We start from the raw sequence: 15,963 nt of genomic DNA on the forward strand, positions 1-15,963 counted from the left end.
TCCAAAACAAGCTTGCATACCTGGATTTTGAAATCCCTGGTGTACATTTTTAGACTCTTCATAAAAGACGCTCCTTTCTCCAAGAAAGTCTCGCTTCATACTGTCTAAATATATGATACACCTTTCGCGGGCCTTGGGTCGCGGGTCGCGGGCTAGATGAAGAGTTTTTCATCTATTTCTCCGGCTCCTCCGCAATGACCCCGCCGCAGTGGGGGATAAGGTTCAGGGTATAGTCCTTTTTCCCCTCCCGGGCCAGCTGAGCCTGTGCCTTTTCCCAGGCTTCCGCCACCGTGGCGCAGGGAATCTGGTTGGTCTTCCGGATGGCGTCGAAATTTTCTTTTTTCGTCACCAGGTAGATGGTGTACCGGTGGGTCATGCAGAACAGGTTGAACGCCACAAAGAAGGGAATGCTGAAATTCTCCCGCAGGGCCTTCTCCATGTCCTTCTCGCTGTCATACTTGAAGCTGCCCAGATATTCCGGCGGTTCGTACAGGTCACTGGCCTCCATGATGGCGATGATGATGCCCCCCGGTTTGGTGGTCACATCTGCCGGATCATAGCATTTGCAGCCCTGGTACAGGGATACATCCTTGGGATAGCCCCCGGCACAGGCAAAGGTCACATCCGCCCGGGCCTTGAAAGAGACCGCCTGGTTGTCATGGCAAATCCGGGTCCCTTCCAGCCAGGCCTGGTAGGGATCCCCGGCCACCATGCGGCAGATCTTCCCCTCGTTGTTGATGATGGAATGGACCAGGAACGTGGGCTTGACCATCTCCATGGCATCCAGCATATCGTAGTTCACCGGGTTGTCCTGGAGCACCCCGTTCCGGGTCTTGGGGTTGATGCCGTCCCCAAAATGGTCCGCCAGGGCATGGCAGTGGTTCTCCTGGATGGTATCCCAGCCGGCCACCCCGGGCAGGAGCAGTTTCCGGCCGCCCCCATAGCCGGCAAAAAGATGGGCGGTGATGCCGTCGATGATCACGATCTTGTCCGCTTCCACCACCCGCTTGTTCAGCATCACACGGGTCCCGAACCGGGTGGTCCCCACACAGGTCAGTTCATCGTTGCTCCGGCAGTGGTGCTGGTACATCCGGATCCGCCGGGCCACTTCTTCTCCCACCACCCGGACATTTTCCTCCGGAGTCTGCTCCCGGTGGGTTCCCTGGGCAAAGACGATGTACATGTCCTCATCCCGCACCCCGGCCAGGTTCAGTTCATTGACCACATGGATTACATATTCAGAAGACCGGTTCCAGGAACGGGTCACATCGGCGATGACCAGGCAGACTTTGTCCCCTTTCCCGAACATTTCCTGGAGAGGCCGGCAGCCGATGGGATGGCGCATGGCCTCCAGGGTGGCCTGCTCCACATCCACCGCCGGCACCGGACGGCCTTCGATGATGCTGCTGATCCGTTCCTCCGGCAGTTCCACTTCCTGGGTGGTCCTGCCAAAATTAAAGCTGAATTTCCTGAGTCCCACGATATCTTCCTCCCTTTCAGACTGAAACTGCAGACGGTTGGAGCAAAAAAACTGTTTATACAGAATATTATAGCACAATCTGCCAGGGGCAATCCGTTTCCATGTATCTGAGTATGTGTCAACAAGTTCTCGGTGAATCCTTCATCGCCGTATAGTTATTCAGAAATGGTGTCAAAAATTTTTTATCGTTGCTTTGAGGTCGACGACGTAGGGGTTTCGCCGCAGGCAAACCCGTCCCGGCCTCCCAGAGGGGAAAAGTCCTCCTATACTCTTCCACCCGCAAGGGCTCTCCGCCGGGAGGGCAGACCCGTTCGTCCCTGGCGGGAGGCTCACAGCCTATCGCCTTGCCCTGACGGTCAAAGGCAGCGGCTACGGACCAGGAATCCGGATGGTCTCGCCCGCGTGCTCCACCCCAGGAGCGACGACACCCGATGTTGTCCCGTAACCAAGGCATCCAGATGTGTCCCCCTGAAAGTCGGATGCCAGATGCTGCGCATCTGCCTTTGAACGTAAAAAACCGTAGGCCGGGATGGGCTTCCCTGCGGGCAGCCCCTACCACGTTGGGGGCAGAGGACCAGCAGGAAATCAGAGAAACGGGGTTGTCAAAAAATCCGTTCCTCTGACCGTTGTATCCAACATCCGACCCCAACGCCGTAGGGGCGTGCCGCAGGCCCGCCCGTCCCGGCCTCCGGTTTTTATCCGTTCCCAGGAACCCGCCCGGCGGGTTTCCTCCTGCCGCTAGAGACTAGAGACTAGTGACTGTCAGCTCATGACCATCCGCCTCCGGCAGATGGTCTCCTTCTGCGTGAGACGGAAAAGCGTCCCTGCCCCTTTTCCCAATTTCCTCCGAAAAAATCCTCCCTGCCGTCTCTTATACAGTGTAAGGAGGCGATGACATGGAAGCAATCAAACGGCAGGAAGTTCTGGAACTGGCCCGCAGGGCCCGTGGGCACATCCGGAAAATTTACCTGCACTGGACGGCTGGAACCTATGACCAGCTGTTCCCGGACTATCACCTTCTGGTCCGGGGGGACGGGAGCCTGGTAACCAGTACCCGGGACTGGACCCGGATCCTCCCCCACACCTGGAACCGGAACACCGGTGCCCTGGGCATTGCCCTGTGCTGTGCCAAAGATGCCGTGCTGTATGCAGACGGCACCTTCGATCTGGGGGATTATCCCCCCACTCCCCTGCAGGTGGAAAGCGCATCCATCCTGCTGGCCACTCTGTCGGAACTCTGGAAACTCCCTCTGGAGCCCGCCCAGATCATGACCCATGCAGAGGCTGCCGACCTGGACGGTTACGGGCCAAGCATGGCCGGGACGCCCGCTTTTGAACGGTGGGATCTGTGGAAGCTGAAAGACTATGACGGAGTATGGCGCAGCGGCGGGGCGGTGCTCCGGGGGAAGGGACTGTATTATCAGTGGGTGAAGCGGGTAAAAGGTGGGTTCATCGTTTGTCGTTCATCGTGAGTCGTTATGGAAGGAACCCGTACCCGGGTTCCTGTGAATGAGGACGCAGCTGACGCTGCTAACCCACCACCAGCCTGTCGGCCGGTCCCCCGCCCTTGAAAAGGGCGGATAGTGGGTACGCGGGCTTACGCCCTGGCACCCACATAAAGCAATGGACCGTTAGGCCGCATACCTATATACAGCAATGGGCGTCAGCCCGAGCGTATATCCGCCCTTTGCAAGGGCGGGGGACCGTTGCGCTTGCGCAATGGTGGTGGGTTAGCAGCCCCCAGGGGCTGCGTTTCCCTTCAGAAGCATCTGCCTCCGGCAGATGGTCTCCATCGGCTAGTGACTAGTGACTGGCCCGGCCCTGCCGGGCCCCGCCCCCTTACACCCTGTGATGCAACCTTATCCTGACAATCCAAAGGAGGAATGAAAATGGCAATCCAGAAGAACCTCACCGCAGTGACCCTGCAGCTGGAAATCAGCAACGGGGTGGACAAAAATGACCAGCCCAAATTCAAGAACATCAGCTACGAAAAGCTGTCCACCGATGCCACCCCTGAAAAACTGGCGGAAGTGGGCAAGGAATTCGGCGGGCTGATGGCAGAAGCTCCCAAAGGCATGTACGTGGTGGAACGCCATGCCCTGAATGAAGTGGCGTAAAGGAGGTAAGGCACAATGGCAGATTCCAGAAAACTGGACCTGATTTTCAAAGACAGTGAAAAGGCAACGAAAAACATCCGTATCCCCAACCCCCGCACGGACGTGGACCGGGAAACGGTACTGCCGGTAATGAACAAAGTGGTGGAAAGCAAAGTCTTCCTCACCAAGAACAATCTCCCGGTGGAAACCATCCAGGGGGCCAAAGTGACCGACGTCAAGGACCTGCTCTCCGACGGGGCCAGTGACGAAAGCACCGAGGCCTGACCATGGATGACCTGACCCTGCTGGCCGGCCAGACTGCCCAGTACGGGTTCCCCATGGTCATTTCCTGGTACCTCCTGGTACGCATGGAAGAGAAACTGGAGAACCTGACCCAGAGCATCGAACGGCTGCGCATGGCAGTGAAAATAGAATAAGGAAAAAAGAGAGTGCTGCATGTTTTATGCAGCACTCTCTTTTTGCGCACAAAAAAGCACCCACACGGTCAAACCCCGCATGGATGCTTGCTTTTAGTCTGGTGGAGCATAGGGGGAAGGGCGCATATTTCCTTGTTCCGCGCTCCTTTATATAGAAAAGTTGGCAAAAAGTTGGCAACCAACATAAAATTTCATTGTGCCCCTGCAATAGGCCTGGATTTTTACCAGGTCTATTTTTATGTGCAGGTGGCAAGGGATCCGGACAGATCGTTGCAAAGAAAAAGACAAGGGGCGCCCATGTTGTCAACCACCAGTAGGCCACAATGGTCACACCCCTTGCCCTCATGCTCTGTATTTTACACGGTTTTCAATTCTATTGCAACCGCCCCGCGTACTGAATTGAATCGGGTTTAATAGGGGTGTTTGGGGTGAAACCCGCCCGCCCTATATACTTATACCCGTTTTTAATTCCATACTTTTTAAAGGGGCTTAAATACGTGTTACCAGTCAAACGCTTCCCGTTCTGCGTACTCGCCGTCCGTTCTTTCCTCATAATCATCATAGATTTCCTGTGGGGTGGAGTCGCCAGGCATTTCTACCAACGAATCTTCCAGGGCTTCTTCCTGCGCATTGTCGCAAAAATCGTCATAATCGATATAATCGCCGTTTTCCATTTCAATATCATCCATTTTTTTAGCTCCTTTCGAAAATTCCACTTTTTCTAACGACTTTCAAGGCCGGATAAGAAAAAATGGAAACCTACCGCCGAATTGCAAAATTGCCGCCCGATTTTTGGGACTATACCCCCCATTGCAGGGGGATCCCGTTGCCTAACAACGTAAAAATTACGCTGATTCATTCGCCCTCCCCGGCTATTTACCACTTTTTTGTTAAAATTTACCAGCCTGTTTTGAACTTTGTTAAACCGAAAACCCGCGCCCCGCCTTGCTCTACGGGATTTTTTAACGATTTAACAGTTTTTCTGCACAATAACACTATATATATTTAATTTATTGCGGCAGGGGATTGGAATATATCCGCATAATAAATTGGATTATATATATTATTATTTATTGTTAAAAATGTTAAATTCGTTAAATTATGCTCATACAGCAAGGATTCATGCGGGTTTTCGGGTTTAACGAAATGGCTCTAAAATTTACCAATTTAACAAAATGCGCTTTAGTCGTCTTTGGGTGGCAACACTAATTGTCCAACCTGGCCTGTAATCCCGCCAATAGAGCCGTGTCCAAAAATCCCGTCTTTCCTGTAATGTTTCATGTAGCCCCGTTTTAACCATTCCCGCTTGACGGCCCGCAATGAATAGCCTTCTTCCTTTAGGATCCCTTCCAGGGCACCCTTGAAAATATTCACGGTATTACTATCAACCACTCCGCCCCATGTTTCGCCTTTTGGCTTGATACCATCCATCACGAACTTGTTTTGGTTGATTGCAATCTGATTACAAACATACTCATAGGCCCGCTGCGGTACATCCACTTCTTGTTCTGTTTTTATACACCCTTTTACGTCCTCTGCGGTCAACACGGGACAGCCAGCCGGGGCCATGCTCTGAAGAAGATCGTAGGCGGTCAGTATTAGTGCCAGGGCTTGCACCTGTTTTCCTGTTCCGCCCATGCCCTGTAGTTCCTTTTCAAACTGTTTGAATACCTTTTTATTGGTGTCCTGGCTTTGCCTTGCTTGTGCAACGAAGGCCGGCCCCAATACGCCGTGACAGTCAGCAATTGCCGCAACCGTGCCGTTGCCGTCTTGAATAATCTTCTCCGTACATTCCAGTTCAATAACCCGGTTGATAGCCCCGCCGCCGCTGTTGCTCTGCGTAATGGGTTCTTCCCCTGTGAAAAGGAAACTGTTTTGCCAGGACAGCCGCCGCACCATAGATCCGTTGGCCCGCAATCTTCCCCTGTTGGTCTGGCCAGTTACCCGATAAATCAGACTGTCATAGTTTCCATAGTTTCCTTTGATGGTCTGCAATTCATCTCCGAAAAACGGGATACTGTACAAAACACCGGCCTTTTCCATAATGTAATTTATGGTGTTGTTCATGGTATCCACCAGTTTTCCCTCGTCTGGATTTCCCCATATACTGGCCGCAACTTTGAGTGCAACTGTTTTTCCCGCGCCCGTGCCGCCCCATAAATGAAGGACAAAGGGCAACGCGTGCATGGGGCCTATAAGTACACTGGCCAGGCTTGCAGCTATGGTTATGCGCATGTAGGGGCTTTTTAGCAGGGGGAACACAATCTTATACCATTCTTGCAACGTTCCTTTGGGTTCCAGGGCTTGCGGTAATGCGCCGAATTGATCGCCAACATCTGGTTGAATAGAATCAGAGTAGGGGACAAATTCCCCGTATTCCTCTTTGGGATCCCAGCCCATGTGCCCAATACTGGCAACGCGCGGCAACGTATCCTGGTTTCTGTTTACTACGTCTGCAATATATTTCACCGTGGAACCAGCCGTTTCACTGGTTACTTCTATGCCCTTGTCAGCCAGGGCAACAATTTTTGTTTTACTGGCCGTAACCGAACGCGGTACAAGTATTTGCTTCCATTTGCCATACTTGAAGAATGACAGCTGAATTTTTTCTTCTCCGTTTTCCTGGTTCTCATAGATTGCCGACGGTAACAGGGGATTAAAGGACGCGTCTTCTCTTTTCGTGTTTCCGTTGCCCAAAAGAACGAATTTCCGCACCCCTTGTTCATCGCAGTACCATTCACCACACCGCAATTGTAACGGCTGTTCTGGAAATTGTGTGTAGTGTTCTTCCTGGTTTCCGTTCCCTTTCTTTGCCTGTTCGTGCATGAAGTTTTTGTAATTCTGGTCAAATTCCCGCTTTATAGCCAGGTCACTGGCCCGGAACGTTGCCAGGCTTTCCACTCGTTGCCGTTTCACCGTGTCTTCAATAGCACAGATCCTTGCAAACAGTTTCGGGCTTGTCAGCTGTGCTTTGTCCAGGGTGTTAAAATACTCCACTATCTGTTCTTCCTGGCATGTTCCTAAATCCGGGGCCGCTGCTTCTTCCTGTGCGGGAAATTTGTAATTTTTAATTGCTTCCGGATCCCCGCCTGCTTCCAGATAATCGGCAACGTCACCCTTGACCGGGCACTCTGGCCAGATTTCTGGCAGCGGGAGGACTTTTGCCCCGCGCGCTTCCCACGCCTTGCCGTACACAGCGCCTGGATCGTCGTTGTCCGGAATAATAACTTTCCGGGTGAATTTCTCAACGGCTTTGCGGTCCACCCCAGACAGGTTCGGGCTTTCCGCGCCCGTGTTGGTACTCGTTGCCAGGAAGCCCGCCGCCGTCATTGAATCCGCGCATTTTTCGCCCTCCACGATGTACAGTGTTTCGGTTTTCTTTGCCGCGGTCAGCCGGTCCAGGTTATACAGGTTATTGCAGGGCTTCGGCTTCTTGTAAACAACGGTCCCATCGGGCCTGGTATACAGAAAACTGAATTTTTTATGCCCGTCTGTAAATTTTCCCGAATCTTGCAATAGGCTTCCTTGCCGTCTGGATCCCGATAGGTATATACAATCCGTTCTACTCGTTTCCCGTGGTCCTTTGGCTTTTTAGGTTCAGCAGGGGCTGGGGGCTTTGCGGCAACGGGACTTTCGCCGTTGTTCGTGCCCAGGGCTTTCAGTACATCCGGGAGGGACGCGTGGCATTTATGGCAAAATGCCAGCGTTTTGCCCTCCTTCTCGTCAATGTAAAGGTGGTCCTCGTCGCCGCACACGGGGCACTGTGCCACCGTTGCATTTCCCCTATTGTGTACATTGGAAAGTTTTGTTAAAATTTCTTTATAGGAAAGTTTTTTGTTCATGTTGTCCCTTTCATCCATAGTGTTCCTTATTGTTACATACTGTTAAAATCGCTATAATAAAGAACAAGGACAAAACCCCTGCCCGGAATTTTGTCCCTTGCCGTTGTGAATGGTCGCTCATTCATGACGGCTGTTTTTATTTTTCAACGATTTCAAACAGGGCCTTTCTCATGCTGTCTGTCTTTAAATCTTCCCGTTCTCCTACTTTCTTCATGAATTCGACAACTTCCGGGTAATTCTCATTGCCCGCAATGTCCCCCATGGTATTCCATAGTTCCGCCGATTTCAGAACCTGTTCAACGTAATCCGTTACGGCTTTCATCTGTTCCCGCGTTACTCTGATTCTTTCCATGCTGCACACTCTCCTTTTACAACTTTTACCGTGTAGGATTTTTCCAGGCTGTTTCTGGCCGCCTTTGGCCCCTTGCCAAACCGATAGGGGAACAGGGGGCAATCTGTCAAAACACAATCCCGGACTTCCGCCCGCTGATAACCAGAACAGTTTAAACATTTTGCCCGAATAGCCCGGGCCATTGAAGGGGTTTTAACGTCCAAAATTACAACCGTTTGTTTCTTGCTCATGGTTTCACCTTCTTTCCACTTGTTGTGTGAATCTGCAACGGGTTAAAGCCGCCGCAATGCCAATAAATCCCCGCCCCGGGTGGAATCCCATAGGGGCTTTATTTCGTTGCCGAAAAATGGGGTTTATTTCTTCAAATACGCCAGGTTCTGTTCTTCCAGAAATTTCTTTAGATCCCGTTCCCGAACACGTTTCAGTGTGCTGCTTAAATCCAGGAACGCGCCCCGGTATTTCGGAATTGCCCGCATTTTGTTCAATAGCCGCCAGGCAGTAGGCCTTGAAATAGAAAGCATTTCCGCAATCTCTGTGCGGCTCAACCAACGCTCGCCGTAATCATCAACGCAAACCGTTTTGAGTTGTAACATGTTCATCCTTCCTTTCCCGACTCAATAAGCACTGACAGGGTACTTGTTATTTTTCGATAATGTCGGCCGGGGATACATCCAGGGCCGCGGCAATCTTGCCAACGGTTTCCAGATTTGGCTTTCTTTTTCGGTTCAAAATTTGCCACATGGTACTGCGGCTAATTTTGGCCTTTTCTACCATTGCCGAAAGAGTGAGTTTGTTCTGTGCCATAAGAACGCACAATTTTTCAGTATTCAGTTTCATGAAATTCCCTCCTTGAAAATGATTGAATCATTACAATTACATGTTATCATCGAATGTTTTCAATGTCAACATTGTGGTTTTCAATTTCCAAATTTATTTCAAATGTTTTCTTTTTCTCTGGGGTGTTGTATAATTTCATCATGGAGGTATATTTCTATGGAAATTGGAAAACGGATTAGATCATATCGGGAAAAACAAGGATTAACACAAGGTGATTTGGCAACACACGCCCATATTTCCCGAATTTCCCTGGGGAACTATGAGCGCGGGGAAAGAGTCCCGCCCGTTGATATATTTTTGCGCATTGCCCAGGCATTGCACGTATCAACAGATGAACTGCTGGGATATGATCCGGAACAGGACGAACTAACAAAGTGTATAAATACTTGTAGGAATGCAGGCCTTATTATTGATCCCTTTCATGTTCAAGCATTGAATAACGGTGTTGTTGGGGTATATCAAAATCAAGAAACCTTTGAACAGGCCCAACAGGCCCGTACAAAGGGAACCCCTATGCCCGCAAGTATTCCCATTGTGACAGAAGCGGGATTTATTACAGCCGTCAAAGAAGGAATAAACAATCCCAATTATCAGGCCGCCCAAAAGGATTTATTGAAAATGTATTTATACGCTAGCATATTGCGGGAATATGCTAAAGAAGATGGTTTTTCGAATGTTAATATTGAAGCGTTGAAACGGGGTACCTTGCCTTTAGAAGTAGAGGAAAAGATTACAAAAAGGCAAAATGCAAGCAAAGATTTCTTTGACAAGCTGTTCGAATGTGTACATAAAAGCCAAAATTTGACTAAAGAAACAGAACAAGAACTGGCTAAACAATTTCATGCACTGGTACAAGAATACCAAAAATAATTTTTCTTTCTTTCTCCCGGCTCAATAAGCACTGACAGGGGCACAATGAGTAACGGGAAAGAAGGTATTTTATATGTGGATAACCAAAAGAACGAACAGCAAGGGAACACGGTATGTTTATCAAGAACGGTTTGAAGATAAGAAAACGGGGCTTAAATTAACTGTTTCTGTTACTTTGAACAGCAAGAACGCCCATGCCCAAAAGGTGGCAGCGCAAATGCTGCGGGAAAAGTTTGAAGAAAAAGCAGACAAGGGGGAAGCTAGAAAGGCTAGCCGCCTTGAATCCCTGGCCCTTTCTACCGTCTTGCAGGAATGGCAAGAAATAACGGATATGCGGATCAAAGAAGCAACCAGGATAAACCATGACTTGTATATACGGAAGATCCTGGCCGGATTGCCGGAAGGGATCCTGTTCAAAGACTTCACCGCCCCAATAGCGGAAAAAATGCTGTTCCGTTATTACTACGTGGACAAACTTTCTTTTAACTATTGCAAGTCCCTGCTGATTACTGTAAAAGCGATTATGCGGTATGCTAAAAAAGCCGGTTACACCGACAATGTAACCGACTTTGAAGAAATTGACTTGAAACGCCGCCCGGATACCCCGGAAGAACTGGCCAAAAAGAACAACAAGTTCCTGGACAAGGAAGAATTAAAAAATTGCCTGGATCAACTCAAAGAACGGAACTTCCGTGTTGGCCTGGCCATGGAATTTATTTCACTCACGGGGCTACGGTGCGGGGAAATGCTTGCCTTGCGCCGTCAAGACGTGAACCTGGATAAGCGGCAACTTTCAGTCACGGGAACTATTCTGGTAACAGCCAAAAACGGGGAATCCATTCAGAGGGGGACGCCCAAAACAAGAACGTCCTATCGTACCATTGATTTAAGTATGCGGGCTGTTCAGATCCTGGAATGGTTCAATACCGACAACAAGCGCATGGAACGATGGGGGAAGCAAGGGAACAGCCTTTGCAGCAAGTACAAGGACAGGGGCTATATATTTACCACGGATACGGGGTTTCCATTGAATCGGCAATATATAAACCGCCTGTTACGGGCTGTGCAGATCCCGGGGAAGCATATCAGCACCCATATTTTCAGACACACGCATATTTCCATGCTTGCGGCCATGGGGGTACCTGTAAAGGCAATTATGGAAAGGGTAGGCCATTCAGATCCAAAAGTTACCTTGTCGGTTTATACCCATGTCACACAAGAGATGAAGGAACAGCTTGACGAATGCCTGGAAAAAATTACCGTGTAAAAAAGTTGGCAAATTTGGCCCAATGCCCTTTGAAAAAAATCAGCAAAAAAGGCCGCAACCCTAGACAGGAAGCGGCCCCCCGGCTTTGAAAAAAGTTGGCAAATTTTTCTCATGCTGATTTTAGGAAAGTTGGCAAAAAGTTGGCAAAAAAGGGTAAAAAAAAGAAACGGTTTGAAACGCTTCAAACTGTCTTGAAAACCGCAAACCCCGCATGGAAACACGGTTTGAAACACTTTGAAACATTTCACCGTTTCGGCTTAATAATTGGTGGAGCACAGGGGGATCGAACCCCTGACCTCAAGATTGCGAACCTTGCGCTCTCCCAGCTGAGCTAGTGCCCCAATACGTAGTATTATAGCGCTTCCGGGAGAAGTGTGCAAGGAAAAATCGGAAAGGGGAGTGTGAAAAATTCACATCCCCTTCTTTTCCTGCTTTTCCACCAGATCTGCCAGGGTGGTGTTGTCCACGATGTTGTCGATGGCATCCTGGATTTCTTTCCACAGGTCCAGGGTGACGCAGTGGGCGGCCCGGCTGCAGATTGCGTGGCCGGGTTCCAGGCAGGCCACGGGAGCCAGGGACCCTTCCACGGCCCGGAGGATCTCTCCGGCGGTATAGTCTTTGGGATCACGGACCAGTTTGTATCCTCCCTGGGCTCCTCTGGCACTTTTAACCAGTTTGGCGCGGGAGAGCTGGGTAATGATCTGTTCCAGGTATTTTTCTGAGATTTCCTGTCTCTGAGAGACGCTTTTAATAGGTACATAGGATTCGGTGCCGTTGATGGCCAGATCGATCATCAGGCGCAGGGCATACCGTCCCTTGGTAGAGATTTTCATGGTTCCTCCTCGCAGCAAGAATAATTTCCTATAATTGTACTATAGAATTTTCCAAAAGGAAAGGTTAATTCCTAGTAAATTTTAGGAATTTCACATCTCCCCGATTTATCAGATTTTTTTGCCGAATCGGTTGACACTCTTTGCTTCTGAACGGTAAAATAATATCGTATCTGTTCATTCTGTTTTCGGATTCCATACTGAAAATTCATGGAGGGGGAGAAAATCGTGCGTCGCTTACAGATCGAAACGCCGGGACGGGCCCAGACGGTCCTGAACGGTTTGTATCAGGATATGCACCGAAGGATCAGTGCCAGTTCTCCAGGGCTGTGCCCGGTGGACATGGCCCTGAACTTTCTCCGGTTCTGCCATGCCCAGAGCTGCGGCAAATGCGTGCCCTGCCGGGTGGGCCTGGGCCAGCTGGAGGTGCTCATTGAACGGGTGCTGGACCGGACGGCCACCCTGGACACCATCGACCTTATTGAACGGACCGCCCGGAGCATCGCCTCTTCTTCGGACTGTGCCATCGGCTACGAGGCGGCCTATATGGTTCTGAAGGGGGTTCGGGGCTTCCGGGAGGATTATAAGGAGCACGTGCTCACCGGCCGGTGCATCTGCGGTCTGAGCCACCCGGTGCCCTGTGTGTCCACCTGCCCGGCCCATGTGGATATTCCCGGTTATGTGGCGCTCATCCGGGAAGGCCGGTATGAAGACGCCCTGGAACTGATCCGGAAGGACAATCCCTTCCCCGCCGCCTGCGCCTATGTATGCGAGCATCCCTGCGAACACCACTGCCGCCGGGGGATGGTGGACGCCCCGGTGAACATCTGCGGGCTGAAGCGGTTTGCCGTGGACCATGCCCAGCCGGCCCGGGCGCCAAAGCCCGCCCCTGCCACCGGCAAGACCGTGGCGGTGATCGGAGGCGGCCCGGGAGGCCTGACGGCAGCCTACTATCTGGCTCTTATGGGCCACAGCGTCACCGTATACGAACAGCGGCCCCAGCTGGGCGGCATGCTCCGGTACGGGATCCCGGACTACCGTCTGCCCCTGGAAGTGCTGGACCGGGACCTGGACTACATCCTCACCACCGGGATCCAGGTCCGCACCGGAGTTTCCGTAGGGACGGACATACCGGTGGAAAAGCTCCAGCAGCAGTATGATGCGGTGTACATCGCCATCGGGGCCCACAGCGACAAGAAGCTCCATATCCCCGGGGAAGACGCCCAGGGGGTGTACAGCGCCGTCCGGCTGCTCCGGGACATTGGGGAAGGCCGGGTTCCGGATTTCACCGGCAAACGGGTCTGCATCATCGGAGGCGGCAACGTGTCCATGGACGCCACCCGCACGGCCAAACGGCTGGGGGCGGCTTCCGTCCAGTGCCTGTACCGGCGCCGGCTGGAAGATATGACCGCTCTGCCGGAAGAGATCCAGGCGGCCATGGCGGAAGGCTGCGAAATCGTCACCCTGGAAGCCCCCAGCCGGATTGAAACCAACGCAGCGGGCCAGGTAACGGCCATCTGGACCCAGCCCCAGCATATCGGCCCCTACAATGGAAAGGACCGGCCAAACCCCATAAAGGCGGATCTGCCGGAACGGCGGTTCCCCTGCGACATCCTGATTGTGGCCATCGGCCAGTCCATTGTCACCAAGCCTTTTGAGGCCATCGGGGTCACCACCCACCGGGGGGCCATCCAGGCGGATCTGTCCACCAGCATCCCGGGCCTGGGGAACCTGTTTGCCGGCGGGGATGCGGTTTCCGGTCCCGCCACAGTGATCCGGGCAGTGGCCGCCGGGAAAGTGGCCGCCGACAACATCGATTCCTTCTTCGGCTGCCACCACCGGATTTCCTGCCAGGTGGAGATCCCCGACGCCTACTTCACCCAGACCCCTCCCTGCGGCCGGGTGAACCTGAAGCACCACTGCACTCCGGACTGTGTGGGAGATTTCCGTCTGGTGGCGGAAGGGATGACCCCGGAAGAAGCCCATCAGGAAGCCAGCCGGTGTCTGCGCTGTGACCACTTTGGCTACGGCAGCTTTAAAGGAGGGAGGAATCGGGAATGGTAACCTGTACCATTGACGGCAAAATCATCCAGGTGCCGGAAGGGACCACCATTATGGAAGCGGCCCGGCAGGCCCGGATCCAGATCCCCCACCTGTGCTATCTGAAAGGACTCAACGAAATCGCCGCCTGCCGGGTGTGCTGTGTGGAGGTGGAAGGAGAACCGGGGATGATCACCGCCTGCAACAGTCCTGTCAAAGAGGGCATGGTGGTCCACACCCATTCTCCCCGGGTCCGGGAAACCCGGAAGATCAACGTGGAACTGATCCTGTCCCAGCACGACTGCCGGTGCGCCGTCTGTGTCCGCAGCGGCAACTGCCGGCTCCAGTCCCTGGCCAACAGCCTGGGGATCCACGACAATCCCTATGAGGAACAGCTGCCCAAAGGCCTGCGCCGGGCCTGGACCACCACCTACCCCCTGTTCCACGACTACAACAAATGCATCAAATGCATGCGCTGCATCCAGGTCTGCGACAAGATCCAGGCCATGCACATCTGGGACGTGGCGGGCACCGGGGGACGGACCACGGTGGATGTGTCCGGGAACCGGGTGATCAAGGATTCGGACTGCACCCTGTGCGGCCAGTGCATCACCCACTGTCCGGTGGCCGGGCTCCGGGAACGGGACGATACGGACAAACTCTACGAAGCCCTGGCGGACCCGGACAAAGTGACCCTGGTCCAGGTGGCTCCGGCGGTGCGGACGGCCTGGTGCGAAGCCTTCGGCCTGCCCCGGGAGCAGGGGACCATCGGAAAAATGGCGGCGGCCCTCCGGCAGCTGGGGTTCGACCATGTGTACGACACCACCTTCGGGGCGGACCTCACCATTATGGAAGAAGCCAATGAATTCCTGGAACGGTTCCAGGCCGGGGACACCAAAGAGTTCCCCATGTTCACCAGCTGCTGCCCCGGCTGGGTCCGGTTCCTGAAAGGCCAGTATCCGGAACTGACCGGACGGCTGTCCACCTCCAAATCCCCCCAGCAGATGTTCGGGGCCATTGCCAAGACCTGGCTGGCGGAAAAGCTCCAGGTGCCTCCGGAAAAGCTGTACTGCGTTTCCATCATGCCCTGCCTGGCCAAAAAGGCGGAATGTGCCCTGCCCACCATGCAGGGGCCTTACGGACCCGATGTGGACCTGGCCCTCACCACCCGGGAATTCATCCGGATGCTCCGGGCGGACCACCTGGATCCGGCTCTCCTGCCGGAAGAACCGCTGGATGACCCCATGGGCACCTTTACGGGAGCCGGGACCATTTTCGGCACCACCGGCGGGGTACTGGAAGCGGCTCTCCGTACAGCCTACGCCACCCTGACCGGGGAAAATCCCGATCCGGACCTGTTTGCTCCTTTGCGGAACGGCACCGGGCTCCGGGATGCGGTGTACACCATGGCCGGCAAAGAAATCCGCTGCGCCGTGGTCAGCGGCCTGGGGAACACCCGGCAGCTGATCCAGGCTCTGAAGCGGAAAGAAGTCCATTACGATTTCGTGGAAGTGATGGCCTGTCCCGGCGGCTGTGCCGGAGGAGGCGGCCAGCCCATTCCCCAGGAGGATGTGGAGCTGGAAGGCGTCCGGGGAGAAGAGCTCCGGACCCTGGACAAGCACAGCCATCTCCGGTTCTCCCACCAGAATCCCCAGGTCCAGCGGCTGTACCGGGAATTTTTGGGCAACCCCCTGAGCCCCAAAGCAGAAAAACTCCTCCACACGGATCATTTTGGGTGGAAAATGTAGAGGCTGTTGCAAAAGCAACAGCCTCCTCTTCAGGTCTCGGAAAGGTGTCAAGGCTTTTAGACACATCGAACCGAGACACCTCGTTAACTTACTAATTGCTGGTATTTTTCATTCGGAGTTAAATAATCAATACTCGAATGAATACGGTTTGCATTGTAATCGAT

Annotated in this window: 16 protein-coding genes and 1 tRNA gene; 8 read left to right on the forward strand and 9 right to left on the reverse strand. The window is 52.9% G+C overall.

The features are described from left to right. Nucleotides 1–172 precede the first annotated feature (172 nt). The gene (gene larA / locus FX155_RS11065; protein ID WP_326831146.1) at nt 173–1,480 is read right to left on the reverse strand and encodes a nickel-dependent lactate racemase; all 1,308 of its coding nucleotides are present in this window, start codon (nt 1,478–1,480) and stop codon (nt 173–175) included. Nucleotides 1,481–2,376: 896 nt separating this feature from the next. On the opposite strand from larA, the gene FX155_RS11070 reads away from it, so the two are divergent. The 4 genes from FX155_RS11070 (at nt 2,377) to FX155_RS11085 (ending at nt 4,013) form a co-directional block, all read left to right on the forward strand. Further along, complete coding sequence (locus FX155_RS11070; RefSeq protein ID WP_154488731.1) at nt 2,377–2,952, forward strand: N-acetylmuramoyl-L-alanine amidase; 576 nt, start codon at nt 2,377–2,379, stop codon at nt 2,950–2,952. A 417-nt stretch (nt 2,953–3,369) separates the two neighbouring features. Continuing rightward, complete coding sequence (locus FX155_RS11075) at nt 3,370–3,597, forward strand: DUF1659 domain-containing protein (protein WP_195839659.1); 228 nt, start codon at nt 3,370–3,372, stop codon at nt 3,595–3,597. Nucleotides 3,598–3,612: 15 nt separating this feature from the next. Continuing rightward, nucleotides 3,613–3,861, forward strand: a complete 249-nt coding sequence (locus FX155_RS11080; protein WP_012938567.1) for a DUF2922 domain-containing protein — start codon at nt 3,613–3,615, stop codon at nt 3,859–3,861. Between the two features lie 2 nt (nt 3,862–3,863). After that, a complete protein-coding gene (locus FX155_RS11085; protein ID WP_154488734.1) occupies nt 3,864–4,013 on the forward strand; it encodes a YvrJ family protein in 150 nt (49 codons plus the stop codon). Between the two features lie 500 nt (nt 4,014–4,513). On the opposite strand, the gene FX155_RS11090 is transcribed toward FX155_RS11085, so the two are convergent. The 6 genes from FX155_RS11090 to FX155_RS11115 form a co-directional block, all read right to left on the reverse strand. Further along, nucleotides 4,514–4,702 carry a hypothetical protein gene (locus FX155_RS11090; RefSeq protein ID WP_154488736.1) on the reverse strand — a complete coding sequence of 63 codons (189 nt, stop codon included), beginning with the start codon at nt 4,700–4,702 and terminating at the stop codon, nt 4,514–4,516. A gap of 493 nt (nt 4,703–5,195) precedes the next feature. Then, nucleotides 5,196–7,529 carry a DUF927 domain-containing protein gene (locus tag FX155_RS11095; RefSeq protein WP_154488737.1) on the reverse strand — a complete coding sequence of 778 codons (2,334 nt, stop codon included), beginning with the start codon at nt 7,527–7,529 and terminating at the stop codon, nt 5,196–5,198. Between the two features lie 462 nt (nt 7,530–7,991). Beyond that, nucleotides 7,992–8,207: a hypothetical protein gene (locus FX155_RS11100; protein ID WP_154488739.1), complete on the reverse strand. Its 216-nt coding sequence runs from the start codon at nt 8,205–8,207 to the stop codon at nt 7,992–7,994. Further along, nucleotides 8,189–8,437 (reverse strand): hypothetical protein, encoded by a 249-nt coding sequence (locus FX155_RS11105; protein WP_154488740.1) that lies wholly within the window; start codon nt 8,435–8,437, stop codon nt 8,189–8,191. The genes FX155_RS11100 and FX155_RS11105 overlap by 19 nt, the downstream gene beginning before the upstream one ends. Before the next feature lie 123 nt (nt 8,438–8,560). Next, on the reverse strand, nt 8,561–8,800 hold the full coding sequence (locus FX155_RS11110) for a helix-turn-helix transcriptional regulator (protein WP_154488742.1): 240 nt from the start codon (nt 8,798–8,800) through the stop codon (nt 8,561–8,563). Nucleotides 8,801–8,846: 46 nt separating this feature from the next. After that, nucleotides 8,847–9,044 carry a helix-turn-helix domain-containing protein gene (locus FX155_RS11115; RefSeq protein WP_154488744.1) on the reverse strand — a complete coding sequence of 66 codons (198 nt, stop codon included), beginning with the start codon at nt 9,042–9,044 and terminating at the stop codon, nt 8,847–8,849. Nucleotides 9,045–9,200: 156 nt separating this feature from the next. On the opposite strand from FX155_RS11115, the gene FX155_RS11120 reads away from it, so the two are divergent. Together FX155_RS11120 and FX155_RS11125 are read left to right on the forward strand one after the other, a co-directional pair. Further along, a complete protein-coding gene (locus FX155_RS11120; RefSeq protein WP_195839660.1) occupies nt 9,201–9,914 on the forward strand; it encodes a helix-turn-helix domain-containing protein in 714 nt (237 codons plus the stop codon). 73 nt (nt 9,915–9,987) lie between these two features. Next, entirely contained in the window at nt 9,988–11,181 is a 1,194-nt protein-coding gene (locus FX155_RS11125) for a site-specific integrase (protein WP_012939277.1), read from the forward strand. A 265-nt stretch (nt 11,182–11,446) separates the two neighbouring features. Here FX155_RS11125 and FX155_RS11130 read toward each other — a convergent pair. Together FX155_RS11130 and FX155_RS11135 are read right to left on the reverse strand one after the other, a co-directional pair. Next, nucleotides 11,447–11,522: transfer RNA gene (locus tag FX155_RS11130), tRNA-Ala, on the reverse strand. Nucleotides 11,523–11,591: 69 nt separating this feature from the next. Further along, nucleotides 11,592–12,014, reverse strand: coding sequence for an RrF2 family transcriptional regulator (locus tag FX155_RS11135; RefSeq protein WP_022486653.1), 423 nt, complete (start codon nt 12,012–12,014; stop codon nt 11,592–11,594). Nucleotides 12,015–12,239: 225 nt separating this feature from the next. Here FX155_RS11135 and FX155_RS11140 point away from each other — a divergent pair, with 225 nt between their 5' ends. Together FX155_RS11140 and FX155_RS11145 are read left to right on the forward strand one after the other, a co-directional pair. After that, nucleotides 12,240–14,075, forward strand: coding sequence for an NAD(P)-binding protein (locus FX155_RS11140; RefSeq protein WP_326831147.1), 1,836 nt, complete (start codon nt 12,240–12,242; stop codon nt 14,073–14,075). Next, complete coding sequence (locus tag FX155_RS11145) at nt 14,069–15,799, forward strand: [FeFe] hydrogenase, group A (RefSeq protein WP_154488749.1); 1,731 nt, start codon at nt 14,069–14,071, stop codon at nt 15,797–15,799. Before FX155_RS11140 ends, FX155_RS11145 begins: the two co-directional genes overlap by 7 nt. Nucleotides 15,800–15,963 lie beyond the last annotated feature (164 nt).

The organism is Acidaminococcus fermentans (assembly GCF_009696675.1).
In the GTDB taxonomy this organism is placed as follows: domain Bacteria; phylum Bacillota; class Negativicutes; order Acidaminococcales; family Acidaminococcaceae; genus Acidaminococcus.